The sequence below is a fragment of the Variovorax sp. GW821-FHT10D07 genome (assembly GCF_059415325.1).
Map to the genome: position 1 here is coordinate 20,101 of NZ_JBWKMZ010000026.1, position 15,836 is coordinate 35,936.

At 71.7% G+C, this 15,836-nt stretch carries 11 protein-coding genes; all 11 read left to right on the plus strand.

The window, feature by feature from the left end:
- Positions 1 to 12: 12 nt before the first annotated feature.
- The 11 genes from AC07PU_RS40545 (at position 13) to tssE (ending at position 15,828) form a co-directional block, all read left to right on the plus strand.
- Positions 13 to 1,380 carry a DotU family type VI secretion system protein gene (locus tag AC07PU_RS40545; RefSeq protein WP_093350802.1) on the plus strand — a complete coding sequence of 456 codons (1,368 nt, stop codon included), beginning with the start codon at positions 13 to 15 and terminating at the stop codon, positions 1,378 to 1,380.
- Positions 1,377 to 4,979 carry a type VI secretion system membrane subunit TssM gene (tssM, locus tag AC07PU_RS40550; RefSeq protein WP_495323472.1) on the plus strand — a complete coding sequence of 1,201 codons (3,603 nt, stop codon included), beginning with the start codon at positions 1,377 to 1,379 and terminating at the stop codon, positions 4,977 to 4,979. The genes AC07PU_RS40545 and tssM overlap by 4 nt, the downstream gene beginning before the upstream one ends.
- A 17-nt stretch (positions 4,980 to 4,996) precedes the next feature.
- Positions 4,997 to 5,605 carry a type VI secretion system-associated protein TagF gene (tagF, locus tag AC07PU_RS40555; protein ID WP_495323473.1) on the plus strand — a complete coding sequence of 203 codons (609 nt, stop codon included), beginning with the start codon at positions 4,997 to 4,999 and terminating at the stop codon, positions 5,603 to 5,605.
- 659 nt (positions 5,606 to 6,264) lie between these two features.
- Positions 6,265 to 8,193, plus strand: a complete 1,929-nt coding sequence (locus AC07PU_RS40560) for a protein kinase domain-containing protein (protein ID WP_495323474.1) — start codon at positions 6,265 to 6,267, stop codon at positions 8,191 to 8,193.
- Between the two features lie 54 nt (positions 8,194 to 8,247).
- Positions 8,248 to 9,855 carry a murein transglycosylase A gene (gene mltA / locus AC07PU_RS40565; protein ID WP_093350812.1) on the plus strand — a complete coding sequence of 536 codons (1,608 nt, stop codon included), beginning with the start codon at positions 8,248 to 8,250 and terminating at the stop codon, positions 9,853 to 9,855.
- 52 nt (positions 9,856 to 9,907) lie between these two features.
- Complete coding sequence (locus tag AC07PU_RS40570; protein ID WP_093350814.1) at positions 9,908 to 10,657, plus strand: hypothetical protein; 750 nt, start codon at positions 9,908 to 9,910, stop codon at positions 10,655 to 10,657.
- Positions 10,658 to 10,684: 27 nt separating this feature from the next.
- On the plus strand, positions 10,685 to 11,839 hold the full coding sequence (locus tag AC07PU_RS40575) for a hypothetical protein (RefSeq protein WP_495323475.1): 1,155 nt from the start codon (positions 10,685 to 10,687) through the stop codon (positions 11,837 to 11,839).
- A gap of 74 nt (positions 11,840 to 11,913) precedes the next feature.
- Positions 11,914 to 13,896: a caspase family protein gene (locus AC07PU_RS40580; protein ID WP_495323476.1), complete on the plus strand. Its 1,983-nt coding sequence runs from the start codon at positions 11,914 to 11,916 to the stop codon at positions 13,894 to 13,896.
- 19 nt (positions 13,897 to 13,915) lie between these two features.
- The gene (locus AC07PU_RS40585; protein ID WP_093350822.1) at positions 13,916 to 14,461 is read left to right on the plus strand and encodes a type VI secretion system tube protein Hcp; all 546 of its coding nucleotides are present in this window, start codon (positions 13,916 to 13,918) and stop codon (positions 14,459 to 14,461) included.
- 13 nt (positions 14,462 to 14,474) lie between these two features.
- A complete protein-coding gene (locus AC07PU_RS40590) occupies positions 14,475 to 15,323 on the plus strand; it encodes a type VI secretion system accessory protein TagJ (RefSeq protein ID WP_093350824.1) in 849 nt (282 codons plus the stop codon).
- Positions 15,316 to 15,828 carry a type VI secretion system baseplate subunit TssE gene (tssE, locus tag AC07PU_RS40595; protein ID WP_093350827.1) on the plus strand — a complete coding sequence of 171 codons (513 nt, stop codon included), beginning with the start codon at positions 15,316 to 15,318 and terminating at the stop codon, positions 15,826 to 15,828. The genes AC07PU_RS40590 and tssE overlap by 8 nt, the downstream gene beginning before the upstream one ends.
- The last annotated feature ends 8 nt before the right edge of the window (positions 15,829 to 15,836 follow it).

A 15,836-nucleotide genomic window follows, 5' to 3' on the forward strand; every position in this document is an offset into this window, starting at 1 on the left:
GACGGAAAAACCATGACCACACCCGACCCCTTCGCCGCCTTCGAGTCCGAGCGCACGGTCATCAAGCCCAAGCCGCGCACGCCGGCCAATGCGCCGGCGGCCTCGGCCGCGCCCGCGCCTTTCTTTCCCGCCACCGATCCCACGCCGGTGGCCGACCTCGGCGAGCTCGGCCTGCTCAATCCGCTGGTGTCGGCGGCCGGCAAGCTGCTGGTGCTGATCGGCAAGCTGCGCAACCTGGTGCAGCCGCCCAACGTGCCGGCGCTGCGCGCCTCGACCGCCGAGGCCGTCAACCAGTTCGACCAGAACGCGCGCCGCGCGGGCGTGAGCAACGAATCGGTGCTGGCCGCGCGCTACGTGCTGTGCACCGCACTCGACGAGGCGGTGGCCAACACGCCCTGGGGCGTGCAGGCCGGCTGGAACAAGCAGAGCCTGCTGGTGCAGTTCCACAACGAGACCTGGGGCGGCGAGAAGGTGTTCCAGCTGCTGGCCAAGCTCGCGCAGGACGTGCCCACGCACCGCCAACTGCTCGAGCTGATCTACAGCGTGCTGGCGCTCGGCTTCGAGGGCCGCTACCGCGTGGTCGACAACGGCCGCGCGCAGCTCGACTCGGTGCGCCAGCGGCTGGCCGACCTGATCGCCAAGGACCGCCCCGCGGTCGAGCCCGAGCTCTCGCCGCACTGGCGCGGGCAGGGCGCGGGCACGGTGCGGCTGCGCGAGTCGCTGCCGCTGTGGGTGTTCGCGGCCGGCTTCGCGCTGCTGCTCGCGCTGGCCTGGTTCGGCCTGCGGCTCACGCTCAACTACCGCTCCGACACCACCTACTCGGCGCTGTCGAGCCTGCGCGTGCCCAACATCCAGATCGCACCGCCGGCCGCGCCGGCCAAGACGCCGCGGCTCGCGCGCTTCCTCGAGCCCGAGATCAAGCAGGGCCTGGTCACCGTGACCGACGAGGCCGACCGCAGCGTGGTGCGCTTGCGCGGCGACTCCTTCTTCAGCTCGGGCAGCGCCGACCCGATGGCGCAGTCGCTGCCGGTGCTGCGCCGCATCGGCCAGGCGCTGGCCGAGGTCAAGGGCGAGGTGCTGATCACCGGCCACTCCGACAACCAGCCGATCCGCTCGCTGCGCTATCCCTCGAACTGGCACCTGTCGGCCGCGCGCGCCGACGCCGTCAAGGGCGCGCTGTCGACGCTGGTCGATCCGGCGCGCATGCGTTCCGACGGCAAGGCCGATGCCGAGCCGGTCGCGCCCAACGACTCGCCCGCCAACCGCGCGCGCAACCGCCGCGTCGAGGTGGTGCTGCTGACCGAGCCCGAGCGCCTGGCGTCGGCGCCCGCCGCCGCCGCGCCGCCTGCGCCGTCGCCCGCCACGGGAGCGACCAAATGATCAAGAAAATCTTCGGCTTCCTGTTCAGCCCGCTGCTGCTGACGCTGCTCGCGCTGATCGTCGTCGCGCTGCTGATCTGGTGGATCGGCCCGCTGGTGAAGATCGGCGCGCTGGCGCCGCTCGAGAGCGAGACCACGCGCGCCATCGTCATCGGCGTGATCGTGCTGCTGGTGCTGCTGCGCGCCATCTACCGCCGCTGGCGCGCGCGCCGCGCCAGCCAGCACCTGACCGACGGCCTGATGAAGGCGCCCGCGGCCAAGGCCGGCACGCCGGTGGCGGGCGAGCAGCAGATCCTCGACACGCGCTTCAACGAGGCCGTGGCCACGCTCAAGCAGATGAAGCTGCACGCGGCCGGCAAGAAGCCCGGCTGGCGCGACTGGCTCTCGATCTCGGGCGGCAGCTACCTCTACGACCTGCCCTGGTACGTGTTCATCGGCGCGCCGGGCGCGGGCAAGACCACCGCGCTGGTCAACTCGGGCCTGTCGTTCCCGCTGGCCGAGAAGTTCGGCCCCGGCGCCATCCGCGGCGTGGGCGGCACGCGCAACTGCGACTGGTGGTTCACCGACGAGGCCGTGCTGATCGACACCGCGGGCCGCTACACCACGCAGGACAGCCACCAGTCGGAGGACAAGAACGCCTGGGAAGGCTTCCTCGGCCTGCTCAAGAAGGTGCGCCCGCGCCGGCCGCTCAACGGCGTGTTCCTCACGGTCAGCGTCGGCGACCTGCTGAGCCAGGGCCCGGAGGCGCGCTCCCAGCTCGCGGCCTCGATCCGCGCGCGCCTGCTCGAGCTCGACGGCAAGCTCACGACGCGGCTGCCGGTCTACGTGCTGGTCACCAAGAGCGACCTGCTGTATGGCTTCACCGACTACTTCGACGACCTCGGCAAGGAACAGCGCGCGCAGGTGTTCGGTTTCACCCTGCCGCCCGAGGAGAACCAGCAGGTCGACGAGAAGGGCCTGTCGACCGCGTTCCAGCGCGAGTTCGCGCTGCTGCACCACCGCGTCAACGACGGCCTGATCGCGCGCATGCAGCGCGAGACCGACGGCACGCGGCGTGCCGCGATCTTCGGCTTCCCGGCGCAGTTCGGCTCCATCGGCCCGCTGCTGTCGGACCTGCTCGACCAGGTCTTCACCGGCTCGCGCTTCACCCAGCCGCCGTGGGTGCGCGGCGTGTACTTCACCAGCGGCACGCAGGAAGGCAGCCCGATCGACCGCGTGATGGGCAGCCTGTCGCGCAGCTTCGGCATCGAGCGCGCGATGCTCGCGCCGCAGAAGTCGAGCGGGCGCAGCTACTTCCTCACCACGCTGCTGCGCGAGGTGGTGTTCCCCGAGCAGCGCCTGGCCGGCGCCGACGTCAAGCTCGAGCGCCGCCGCCACACGCTGCGCTTCGCGGCCGTGGCCGCGATGACGCTGCTGACCGCGGGCCTGCTCGCGGCCTGGGGCTACAGCACGCTGCGCAACATGGACTACCTGAAGTCGGTCGAGGCGCGCGTCGAGCCGGCCAAGCAGAACCTGGCCGCGCTGCCGGCGCGGGTGCAGAACCTGGTCGAGGTGGCGCCGGTGCTGCAGAACCTGCGCGACATCTGGCGCACGCCCGAGAACCGCCTGGGCGACGAGCCGCTGGCCATGACCCTGGGCCTCTACCAGGGCGACAAGCTCGATGCCGCCGCCATGCTGGTGCACCAGCGCGCGCTCAACGAGGCCTTCCTGCCGCAGATCGCCAAGCGGCTCGAGGACCAGCTGCGCACCGCGCAGAAGGACAACCTCGAGTACACCTACGAGGCGCTCAAGAGCTACCTGATGCTCTACCAGCCCGAGCACTTCGATCCCGAGGCGCTCAAGGCCTGGATCACGCTCGACTGGTCGCGCAGCCTCGACCGCGGCATTCCCGAGGACCAGCGCAAGCAGCTCGAGGACCAGCTCGACGTGCTGATCGCGCAGGGCCCGCCGCGATCGCCGCTCAAGGTGGACGAGAACCTGGTGCGCAGCGTGCGCGCCGTGCTCGCGAGCTATCCGCTCGAGCAGCGCGTGTTCAGCCGCCTGAAGCGCCAGCGCGCCTCGCGCGACATCCCGGCCTTCAGCGTGGCGCAGGCCACCGGTCCCTCGGGCCCGCTGGTGTTCGAGCGCATCAGCGGCAAGCCGCTGACCGAGGGCGTGCCCGGCATGTTCACCTACGACGGCTACCACAAGCGCTTCCAGAACGAGGTGGTGGTGCTGACCGGCCTGCTCGCGCAGGAGGACCCGTGGGTGCTGGGCCAGGACCGCAGCACCGCCGACCGGCTGCGCGACGCGGCCGCGCTCGGCGAGCTCACCGACCGCGTGCGCCGGCTCTACCTGGCCGAGTACGTCAAGCAGTGGGAGGCGCTGCTGGCCGACGTGCGGCTGATCCGCGTCACCGGCCTCGACAAGAACATCGAGACCGCGCGCATCCTCTCGGGCGTGGATTCGCCGCTCGCGAACTTCCTGCGCGCCGTGGTCAAGCAGACCACGCTGATTCCCGCCGCCGACGCCAACAAGGACGTGGTGAGCAAGGCCTCGGAGACCGTGCGCAACACGCGCAAGGGCCTGGAGGACCTGTTCGGCGGAGACCCCGGCCGCCAGGTCGCGCCCGGCAAGCGCATCGAGAGCATCGTCGACGACCGCTTCGAGTCGCTGCGCCGCCTCGTCACCGCCGGCGGCCCGAACCAGCCGGCGCCGATCGACGACGCGCTCAAGCTGTTCAACGAGGTCTACGTCTACCTCAACGCCGTCGACACCGCGGTCAAGGGCCGCACCTCGCCGCCGCCCGGCGACGTGGCCGGCAAGCTCAAGTCCGACGCCGGTCGCCTGCCCGAGCCGGTGCGCAGCATGATCGAGAACCTGAGCCAGACCGGCGCCACGCAGGCCCAGGTGGCCGAGCGCGGCAACCTGAGCCAGGACCTGCGCCCCGTGGCCGAGTTCTGCGCGCGCGCCATCGCGGGCCGCTATCCCTTCGTGCAGAGCAGCAAGCGCGACGTGCTGCCCGAGGACTTCGGCCAGATGTTCGGCGCCGGCGGCCTGATGGACGACTTCTTCCAGAAGCGGCTGGCCGCCCTGGTCGACACCAGCACGCGGCCGTGGCGCTACAAGCCCGTGGCCGAGCGCGGCGCGATCACCCCGCAGGCGCTGGCGCAGTTCGAGCGCGCGGCGCGCATCAAGGAGATCTTCTTCCGCGGCGGCGGGCGCGGTCCCTCGATGCGGCTCGATTTCAAGCCGGTGGAGATGGACGCGAGCATCACGCAGTTCATCCTCGACGTCGACGGCCAGCTCGTGAAGTACGCGCACGGCCCGGTGGTGCCGATGGCGGTGCAGTGGCCCGGCCCGAAGGGCAGCAACCAGGTGCGCGTGCAGGTGAGCCCGCCCTCGGCCACGGGCAGTTCGGGCTCGGCGGTCGATGGGCCGTGGGCGCTGTTCCGCACGCTCGACGATGGCCAGCTCGAGGCCGGCGACGCGCCCGAGAAGTTCTTCATCACCTTCCAGGTCGGCAACCGGCGCACCCGCTTCGAGGTGACGACCAACAGCGTGCAGCACCCGATCCGGCTGAAGGAACTGCGCGAGTTCTCGTGCCCGGAGGGCTTGTGAACCTTGCCTCGTCCCCGTTGTTCGCTTCCACGCAATTGCCCGGATGGTTCGGCAAGTTGCCGGGGATGGGGGACTTCGCGCATCGCCGCTTGCCCGAATCGTTTCGGGAGGTGTGGGATGCGTGGCTGCAGCGCGGGCTCGCCCGGTTGCGGGATCGGCATGCGGACTGGACTTCGCACTACCTCGAGGCGCCGGTGTGGTGCTTCGTGCTCGGGCCTCGGGTGGCGGGGGAGCGGGGGTGGATCGGGGTGTTGATGCCATCGGTCGATGGGGTGGGGCGGTACTTTCCTTTCACCGTGGCTGTGGAGTTGGAAGACCCGCTGCTCTCTGAGCTCGAGGGGGCTGCGTTGGTGGCTGCCTTGCGGTGGTGGGGGGTGGCTACGCAGGCTGCTTTGGAAGGGTTGGAGCTGGATCTGGATGCGGCGCGGTTTGATGCTGCTTTGGCTCGGTTGTTTGGTGCTTCTGGTTCGGATGCTTCGTCTTCTGGAGGTGCGTTGGCTTTGCCTTTGGAAGGGGCCTCTTTGTGGATTGGGGATCCTTCTGTTGAAAGCGGGCTGCGGATGGTTTGCGTGGGGTTGCCTCTGGATCTGCAGTTCGAGGCGCTGTTTCTTGGGGGAGGGGAGTGAGCTTTGTCTTCCTCTGATTGTTTTTTTGAGGGTGTCGGCCGGGATTTCGCCCCGGCGGGCGAGTCACTTTCTTTTGCTTCGCCAAAAGAAAGTAACCAAAGAAAAGGCGACCCCACTGTCTGTGTCCCTCCGCTTCGCTACGGGCAACCTGCGGTGCTCGGCTACGGCGGGGGTCCGCAGAACTCGCTCCACTGCGTTCCGCTCAGACAGCTGCGGCCCTTATCCCGCCTACGCCTGCGCTCCTCGGCACAGCCAGAGGGGAGTGGTTCGGGCCATCGCTGCGCTCGGCCTCCAAAGCCCTTCGGGCCTTCGCTTCGCTCGGCCGCGGCCTTGGCTATCGGGCGTAACGGTCGTGCTCGCACCCCCCACACAAGGACGCGCCATGGCGCGTTGACCCTGATCCCCTCTGGCTGCGCCGAGGAGCGCAGCGTTTCGCGGACAAGGGCTCGCAGCTGTTTGAGCGAAGCGAGTTCTGCGAGACCCCGCGAAACGCGAGCACCGCAGGTTGCCCGTAGCGAAGCGGAGGGTCGCAGACAGTGGGGTCGCCTTTCTTTGCTTACTTTCTTTGGCGAGACAAAGAAAGTGAGCCGCCCGCCGGGGCGGGACCCGGCCGACAGCCTCCCGCCAGGAGCAAGCCCCGAAGAGGCCCGGAGGACCCGATGACCGAAGAAACCAAACCCGAAGGCAGCGACGACCGCACAAGAGTCGTCCCCCGAACCACCCCCCTGGACGACAGCGCCACAGTCATCACGTCCGGCCAGCCCACGCGCACCAGCAGCCCGCTGTTCGCCCCAACAAACCCACCGACGAACCCCACCACAGGCCCGTCACAAGCTGGAACGCACGAAGCCGGCCTCCTCCCCGTAGGCAGCCGCCTCGCAGAATTCGAGATCACCCGAGTCATAGGCCAGGGCGGCTTCGGCGTCGTCTACGAAGCCTGGGACCACACCCTCGAACGCGTCGTAGCGATCAAGGAATACCTCCCTTCCTCCCTCTCCACCCGCCAGGGCGACGGCAGCGTAGTCCCCCTCTCGGAGCGCCACCGAGAAACCTTCGACCTCGGCATGCGCAGCTTCATCAACGAAGCCCGCCTGCTCGCCCAGTTCGACCACCCCTCGCTGCTCAAGGTCTACCGCTTCTGGCAGGAACGCGGCACCACCTACATGGTGATGCCCTTCTACCGCGGCGACACCCTGCGCCAGGCGCTGGTATCGATCCCCGCGGGCGTCGACGAAGCCTGGCTGGTGCGCATCATGGACGGCGTCACGCAGGCGCTCGGCGTGATGCATGGCGCCAACTGCTACCACCGCGACATCGCGCCCGACAACATCATCCTGCTCGAAGGCTCGGGCCGGCCGGTGGTGCTCGACTTCGGCGCGGCGCGGCGCGTGATCACCGACAAGACGCAGGCGATCACGGTGATCCTCAAGCCGGGCTACGCGCCGATCGAGCAGTACGCCGAGATGCCCGACATGTCGCAGGGCGCATGGACCGACGTCTACGCACTCGCGGCCGTGATGCACGTGGCCGTGTGCGGCCGCGCGCCGCCGCCGTCGGTGGCGCGCCTCCTGTCCGACAGCTACGTGCCGCTCGCGGGCAACGAGATCCTGCGCCAGCGCTACAGCCCGCAGCTGCTCGCGGCGATCGACGCCGGGCTCGGCGTGCGGCCCGAGGCGCGGCCGCAGTCGATGGCCGAGCTGCGCGCGGCGCTCGGGCTCGAGACCAGCCAGAGCATCGCGCCGCCCGCGCATCCCTCGCAGCATGCGCGCGGCACGTCGGCGGCGCCGGGGCCGAACAGCCGCAGCGGCGGTGGCGGCAAGACGGTGGTGCTGCCGCCCGCGCCGGCACCGTCGGCCGGCACGCGCTCCGGCGGCAACAAGACGGCCGCGGCGCTGGTCTCGGTGGCGCTGCTCGCGGCCGCGGCCGGCGGTGGCTGGTGGTGGTTCCAGGGCCGTGGCCATGGCGACACGCCGCCGCCGATCGCGAGCGCGCCGCCGCCGCCCGGCGGCGACACGCAGCAGGTCGCGCAGACACCGCCGCCCCCGCCACCGCCGCCGCCCGCGCCGGCGCCATCGCCGCGCACGCCGCTCGAATCGCTGCAGTCGCTGGCCGGCGGTGCCGCGGCCGGCTTCGAGGTCACGGCCTCGGCGAAGAAGCCCGAGGTGGCGATCGGCAAGGACAAGCTGGCCTTCGAGGTGCGCAGCAAGCGCGACGGCTTCGTCTACGTGTTCCTGCTGTCCAGCGGCGGCGAGATGTTCCTGCTGTTCCCGAACCTGCTCGACAAGTACAACAAGATCACCGCCGGCAGCCCCCTCGCGCTGCCGCGTGCCTCGTGGCCGATGGAGGCCGGTGGGCCCGCCGGGACCAACCAGTTCGCGGTGCTGGTCAGCGAGCACGAGCGCGACTTCGGTGCCTCCGGCGTGCAGAACGAGGGCGTGTTCCCGCAGTTTCCGCTGCCGGTGCTCGCGGCCCTCGAGACCACCCGCGGCAGCGGACCTTCCCCCCTGCTGGGCAAGCCGGTATGCGCGCCCAACACCCCCTGCAACGACGTCTATGGCGTCGCCAATTTCAAAATCGTCGAGAAGTAATCGTCTGTAGAGCGTGACCCGACGGGCCACCTTTCCACGAAGGAGATCTTCACCATGAACAAGCACCTGCCGGCCCTCGCGCCGACGCCCGCGCCGGCCCTGCACCGGGCCGCCGTGGCAGCCGCGACCGCCGCCGCCGCCTTCCTCGCGGGCTGCGCCGTGCCGCCGCCCGCCGCGACCGAGACGCCCGCCGCCAGCACCGACACGGCCGCGGCGGCGCCCGCGCCCGCGCCGGCGCCGCGCCCGCCCTCGAGCGGCAGCGTAGCCGGCCAGGCGCGCACCTTCTCGACCCAGCTCGCCACCTACACCGCGGTCGGCTTCGATGCCGTGCCGGGCTGGACGCGCGACGACTTCGCCGAGAGCTGGCCCGCCTTCCTCGGCAGCTGCAAGGTGCTCAACGGCCGCGGCACCGAGTGGAAGTCGGTCTGCGACCGCGCGGTCAAGGTCGACGGCAAGAGCAATCCCTCGATCCGCAACTTCTTCGAGACCGAGTTCTCGGTCTACCAGATCCGCGACGACGACCGCCGTCCCGACGGCGTGGTCACGGGCTACTTCGAGCCCGAGATCCAGGGCAGCCGCAGCTACGCGCCGCCGTTCATCTATCCGGTGTACGGCCAGCCCGAGGACATGCTGTTCGCCGACGCGCGCAAGCTGCCCGCGGGCGACGGCACCGTGGCCGCGCGCGTGCAGGGCCGCAACGTGGTGGTGCAGACCGGCCTGAGCACGCGCGACATGGGCGCGCCGGGCCTCTACGCGCTCGACCTCTCGGGCATCGTGCGCGACACGCTCGACCGCAAGGTGCGCCTGCGCGTCGAGGGCAAGCAGCTGCTGCCGTACTACACGCGCGAGGAGATCGAGACCAAGGGCGCGCCCAACGCCAAGGTGCTGGCCTTCGTCTCGAGCGCCACCGCGCTCTACGAGATGCAGATCCAGGGCTCGGGCCGCATCCGCCTGGCCAGCGGCGAGATGATCCGCGTCGCCTACGCCGAGCAGAACGGCCAGCCGTTCCGGCCCACGCTGGCGCAGGCCGCCAACGGCAAGCCACGCAGCCCGGTCAAGGTGCGCGGCTCGTCGATCGAGCTCGACCTCGACGACGGCGACGACGACGATGCCGGCAACGTCTCGACCACCATCCGCACGCGCGGCTTCACGCTGGCGCGGCCCGCCACCAGCGGCGCGGTGATGGTGCCCGGCCGGCGCGCGGCCGGCCCGGTGGCCGGCACCGGCATCAAGGACCCGAGCTACGTGTTCTTCAAGGAGGCGACCACGCCCGGCGGCCCGGTGGGCGCCTTCGGCGTGCCGCTGTCGGCCGGCCGCTCGATCGCGGTCGATCCGCGCAGCACGCCGCTCGGCTACCCGGTGTTCGTCTCGACGCGCACGCCCGGCAGCGGCGCGCCGATGCAGCGGCTGACCATCGCGCAGGACACCGGTGGCGCGATCCGCGGCGCGGTGCGGGCCGACTATTTCTTCGGCAACGGCCAGCAGGCCGCGACCAATGCGCGCCGCATGAAGGAACGCGGCCAGCTCTGGATCCTGCTGCCGCGCGGCCTGGCGGTGGCGAGCGCCGCCGTGTCCTCGGCGATCCGCACGCGCGGCGCGCCGGTGGGCGCCGGCCTCGCGCAATGCCTGGTGCCGACCGAGGGTGTCTGCGAGGACGATTGAGGAGATGACAGCGTGAATGCCGCCACGAGGCCCGGCCCCGGCCGTTGAATCCATGCAGGAAACGCTGTCGTCCGAGGAAAGCGGAGAACTCGTGCGCCTGTGGCGCCGGCGCCAGACGCTGACGTCGAACGACATGGGCCGCATGTACCGCATCGTGGGCGACGCGCTGGTGGCCTGCAATCCGCCCGAGCTGCAGGTGCTCGGCGAAGGGCGCCAGGAGCTGGTGGCGCAGTTCATCTACGTCAAGGTGCTGCGGCTCGATGCCGATCCCGACGAGGCCGAGGAGCGCGCGGGCCACAGCGCGCCCTCGACCGCCTTCGCGCTGTGCGCCTATTTCCGCCGCTACCTGATCGACTGCACGCGCTCGGCCGCCTTCAAGCGCAAGCTGTCGATCGGCGACCAGATCACCGAGGCCCAGCTCGAGGACGAACTGGGCGCCGACGAGGACCTCGAGGGCTGCCTGGCCGAGCACGGCCTCAGCAGCCTCGCGGTGCAGCAGGCGGCGCGCGCCTTCATCGCCGAGCTGCCCGAGCCCGAGCGCATCCTGCTGTGCGAGGGCTTCGGCAAGGAGGCCGAGGGCGGCCTGTCGGGCATCGCCTCGCGCCATGCCATCGCCTCCTACCACTACCGCGCGGGCCGGCTCGGCCTGGTGCACAAGCGCGAGGGCCTGACCGCCGACTACGCCAAGACCCGGCTCGGCGGCTGGCTCCAGGGCACGCTGGGCATCGCCATCGAGGCCGACAACATGGCGGCGATCCTGCAGGTTTTCAAAATCCTGGGCGCTGAAGCGTCTTATGCCTGAAGACATAGCCATTCAGGAACAGACGCCATGACCACCCATCTCTGGCCACCGCTCAGCGCGATCCGCAGCGCCTTCGAAACCGGGCCTGGCGCCGCTTCGGCGTTCGCGCCCGAGACGCCCGGGCTCGCGACCGTCGCCATGCCCGGCGCGCGCGGCGCGGCGCCCGAAGCGGCTGCAGCGCCGCCGCCGGTCGACCTGCTGCTGCCGCTGGCCGAGCTCGCGCGCCGCCGCGAGGCCGTGGCGCAGCGCAGCTTCGGCGCGCGCTGGGCGCCGGGCCGGCTGGTCAGCGTGGTGCACGAGGGCCGGCTGCTCGGCGTGCTGCTCGACCGCTGCATCCACGGCGAACTCTGGCAGGGCTGGATGGCGGCCGGCGAGGCCGACTGGGCCTCGGCCTTCGACGTGCTGCTCGAGCCCGACGACGAACCCTTCGAGCCGGCCTTCGGACTGATCCAGGCCTGGAACGTGTTGACGCTCGAGCCGAGCCCGCAACTGGCGGCGCGCGTGCTCGGCGAGGTCTCGGCCACGCGGCTCGCCGCGATCCGCGCGGTCCACGACGAGTGGGCCGCGCAGGCCGCGCCCGCCATCGCGCCCGAGCCCGGCCGCATCGCGCTGCGCACCGTGGGCGGCGTGTTCGCCGTGCTGTCGGGCACGCCGCTGGGCCCGCGCGATCCGCGCGTCGAATACCAGTCGCTGTACCGCGACGCGGCATCGCAGCTCGGCGCGGCCTGGCTGCCGGCCGCGCGCAACGCACCCGGCCCGGCCGCCGCGCCGCGCGCGCGGCCCCAGCCCGGGCCCGAGGGCGGCTGGTGGGGCAGCGTGCGGCGCTGGCTCGGCGCCGACGGCTGGATGCGGCCCGCGTTCGCGGTGCTGGCCCTGTGCGTGGTGGTGCAGAACGCGGGCCTGTTCGGTGGCCACGAGGCGCAGGACGACGTGCGCTTCCGCGCCGTGCCCACGGCACCGGCCGCGGCCGGTGCCGGTGCCGATCTCACGGTGCGCTGGAAGGACGGCGTGCGCGTGGACGAGGCCGACCGGCTACTGCAGGCGATCTCGGCCGACGTGGTCGGCGGCCCCGGCAGCAACGGCGTGTGGCGGCTGCGCGTGCCCGACGTGGAGAAGAGCCTGCAGGTGCTGGCCGCGTCGCCGCTGGTCGAAGCGGCGGGACGGGCGTCGGAGCGACCATGAGCCATGGCGCGCGACCTCCGGCCCGGCTCCCTCCCCCGCTGGGGGAGGGCTGGGGTGGGGGCACGCGGCGTTCGATGGCGGCGCGGTGGCTCCTGCTGCTCGCGCTCGCCTGCCTCGCCCCGCGCGCCTTCGCCACCCAGCGCGCGCTGCTCGTGGGCGTCTCCGAACTCGTCAACCAGCCGCAGTCGCTGTGGCTGCAGGCGCCGCGCAACGACGTGGCGTTGATGCGCGACGCGTTGCTCCGGCAGGGCTTCGGCGCGGGCGACATCACGACGCTGGCCGACGGCGTGAGCGGCGCCGCGCTGCCCGAGTCGCAGGCCATCCATGACGCCCTGTCGCGGCTGCTCGCGCAATCGCGCAGCGGCGACTTCGTGCTGCTCTATTTCTCGGGCCACGGCACGCGCTGGCGCGATGCCACCAAGCGCTACCAGGAGCCCGACGGGCTGGCCGAGAACTTCCTCGCGCGCGACGTGCGCGGTGCCGTCGGCGTCGACAGCGCGCTCGCGGGCGGCGTGCGCGACGTCGACTTCGACGGCTGGGTGCAGGCCTTCCTCGCGCGCGGCGTGTTCGTCTGGTCGGTGTTCGACACCTGCGCCGCCACCTCGATGACGCGCAATGCCGCCGCCGCCGTGCCCGCCGTCGCCGAAGGCCCGGCCGACGACGAGGTGCGCTGGCGCGGCCTGCGCGCGGGCCAACTGCGCGCCGCGCCGGCGGCCGTGTCGTTCGCCGCGCCGCCCGCGCCGCCCGTGACCGAGCGCGTGGCGCGCGCGCGCTACGTCGCCTTCTTCGCCTCCGAGAGCCACCAGATCACGCCCGAGCTGCGGCTGCCGCGCCAGGGCCGCAACGCGCGGCCGCAGGGCCTGCTGACCTGGGCCGTGGCCGGCGCGCTCGAACGCCGGCCCGCCACCTGGCGCGAGCTGTTCGACGGCGTGCTCGCGCTCTACCCGCCGGTGATCGACGAACTGGCGCAGCGCTTCCCGACCCGCGAGCTGCCCTCGCCGGTGGCCGAGGGCAACCTCGACGCGCCGCTGTTCGCCAACAGCGCCGGCGCCGTCTCCACCTTGCCGGTGTGGCGCGCGCAGCGCAGCGGCGACAGCCTGGTGCTGCAGGCCGGCCTGGCCGACGGCCTGCAGCCGCAGCAGGAACTGCGCATCAACGCCACGCTCGAGGACGGCACCGTGCGCAGCGTGCAGGCGCGCGCATCGCAGGTCGACCTCGACGGTGCGAGCCTCGCGGTGCCCGCCGCGCTGCGCGAGCTGCCGGGCGCGGTGCTGTGGAGCGCCTCGCCGCTGGCCGCACCGCCTTCGACCGCGCTGCGCGTGCGCAGCGACGGCCCGCTGCCGCCCGGCATCGGCCTCGACTACCCGGCCTCGGTGGTGCCGGTGAGCGCGGGCGCGCCGGCCGACCTGCGCTGGAGCGACCTCGGCGCGGCCGGCCAGCGCATCGAATGGCAGTCGCCGGCGCTCGGTGCCGGCAGCGAGCGCCTGGGCGACAAGGCCGCGGTGCGGCGCCGGCTCGAGACGCTGGCGCGGCTCAAGTGGTGGCGCCAACTGTGCGCGCTCGGCGAGGGCACGCAGATGCCGATCGACGGCTTCGAGGCCGTGCTCGAGATCTGGAACGGCGACCGGCTCGCGCGCAGCGGGCCGCTGCGCACCAGCGGGCCCGGCCTCCTGCCGCTGCGCGACGGCGAGCGCGCGGCGCTGAACGTGCGCAACACCAGCGGCCATTCGGTCGACATGGTGGTGGCGGGCATCGATGCGCAGGGCCGCCCGCGCGCCGAGTACCCGTCCGACCCCGGCGAGAGCAACCGCTTCGAGCGCGGCACGCGCGAGGCGCCGGCCGCCAAGCGCTTCGAGCTGCCCTGGCTGTCGGCCGAGGGCGCGCGCCTGTTCGTGCTGGCCACGCCGGCCGCGCCGCAGAGCGGGCCGCGGCTGTTCGGCGCCGCGGTCGAGCCGGTGCTGGCCGACCTGCGCGTGCGCGGCCAGGTGGAGCCGCCGCGGCGCCGCCTCTACGCGGCGATGTTGTCCTGGGGCGCCGCGGACGCCGCGTCCCGATGATTTTTTCAAGGAGATTGCAATGAGCTTTTCTGCAGAAGGCGCCCTCGATCCCGACGAGCTGCTGCGCCTGCTCGACCTGATGGCCGGCGAACCGGTCAACGACTTCCTGATGTCGATCGACAACCGCGGCACCAAGGTCAAGGGCGAATCGGAGCGCGGCCTCGAGTTCATCGACATCGGCGGCTACTGCCACCAGATGGAGGTGGTGTCGCCGCCCGGCTCGACCAAGGGCTCGGTGCGCGTGCATCCCTTCGTCATCGTGCGCGAGGTCGATGCCGCCACCGCGTCGATCGCGAGCCTGCTGTTCAGCCAGGAGGCCAACCTCGAGGTCTCGATCTTCGTCTACCGCGCCAGCGGCGACCACCTGCCGTCGCAGCCCTTCTTCGAGGTCATCCTGACCGGCGCGCGCGTCGTGAGCCAGGCCATCCTCACCGGCGGCACGCCGCGCCAGCCGCGCGAGGTGACCGTGTTCGAGAGCCGCAACGTGCAGATCAAGACCGCGCCGCAGCTCGCCTCGGGCATCCGCGGCGCCGTGCGCACCGCGGTCATCGCGGCCACCCAGTGAAGCGGAGCCAGCCATGACCACTGCCGCCGAATTCCTCAAGGCCGCCGATCCGGTGGCCGCCCTCAAGGCGCTGAGCGACGACGTGCGCGCCAAGCCCGCCGACAGCAAGCCGCGCGTCTTCATGGCGCAGCTGCTGTGCGTGCTGGGCCAGTGGGAGCGCGCGCTCAACCAGTTGACGGTCGCGGCCGAGCTCGATGCGCTCGCCGTCCCGATGAAGCAGGTGTACGGCGATGCCGTGCGCTGCGAAGGCCTGCGCGCCGAGGTGTTCGCCGGCACGCGCACGCCCATGATCTTCGGCCAGCCCGACGAATGGCTGGCGCTGCTCATCGAGTCGCTGCTGCGGCAGGGACGCGGTGAGGCCGAGCTGGCCGAAGACCTGCGCCAGCGCGCCTTCGACGCGGCGCCGGCCATCGCCGGCAGCATCGACGGCGTGCCCTTCGACTGGCTGTCCGACGCCGACATGCGGCTGGGCCCGGTGCTCGAGGCCTTCGTCAACGGCAAGTACTACTGGATCCCCTATGCGCGGCTCGCCTGCGTGAAGATCGAGCCGCCCGAGGACCTGCGCGACTGCGTCTGGATGCCCGCGCACCTGGACTTCGAGAACGGTGGCGAGACGCTGGCGCTGATCCCCACGCGCTACGAAGGCACCGAGCGCTGCAGCGACGGCCAGCTGCTGCTCGCGCGCCGCACCGAGTGGCGCGAGCTGCGGCCCGAGGTCTGGGCCGGCCATGGCCAGCGCGTGTTCGGCACCGACGCCGGCGAGTACGCGCTGATGGACGTGCGCGAGATCGTGTTCACGGCCGCCGCGCAGGAAGAAGAAAGCGGCGAAGCGAACGGCGAAGAAAGCGGCGCAGGTGGTTGACCTCACGGCGCAAGAGCGGCTGCAGCCCTCGCTGCTCGACCGGCTGGTCGACAGCGCGCCCGACGAGCAGCGCGAGGGCGACGACAAGCGCACGCTCACCAAGCAGGCGCTGCGCGCGGCCGTGCTGCGTGACCTGAGCTGGCTCTTCAACGCCACCAGCTACGGCCTCGGCATGGACGACCGCCAGTACCCGAATGCCGCGCGCTCCGTCATCAACTACGGATTGCCTATGCTGTCTGGCCAGTTCACCTCGTCGATACAGCGTGTCAGCATGGAACAGGCTCTGAAGAACGCGATCCTGCAGTTCGAGCCACGCATCCTCTCACGCACTCTCGAAGTGGAACTCGTCATGGAAGGCTCCGCCCTGGACTCGCACAACTGCGTCGGCCTGCAGATCCGCGGCATGCTGTGGGCGCAGCCGGTGCCGCTGGAGTTCCTCATGCGCAGCCGGGTCGACCTGGAAGAAGGACGCATCGAGATCGAGGACGCGACCCAGAAGCCATGACGCCGCCG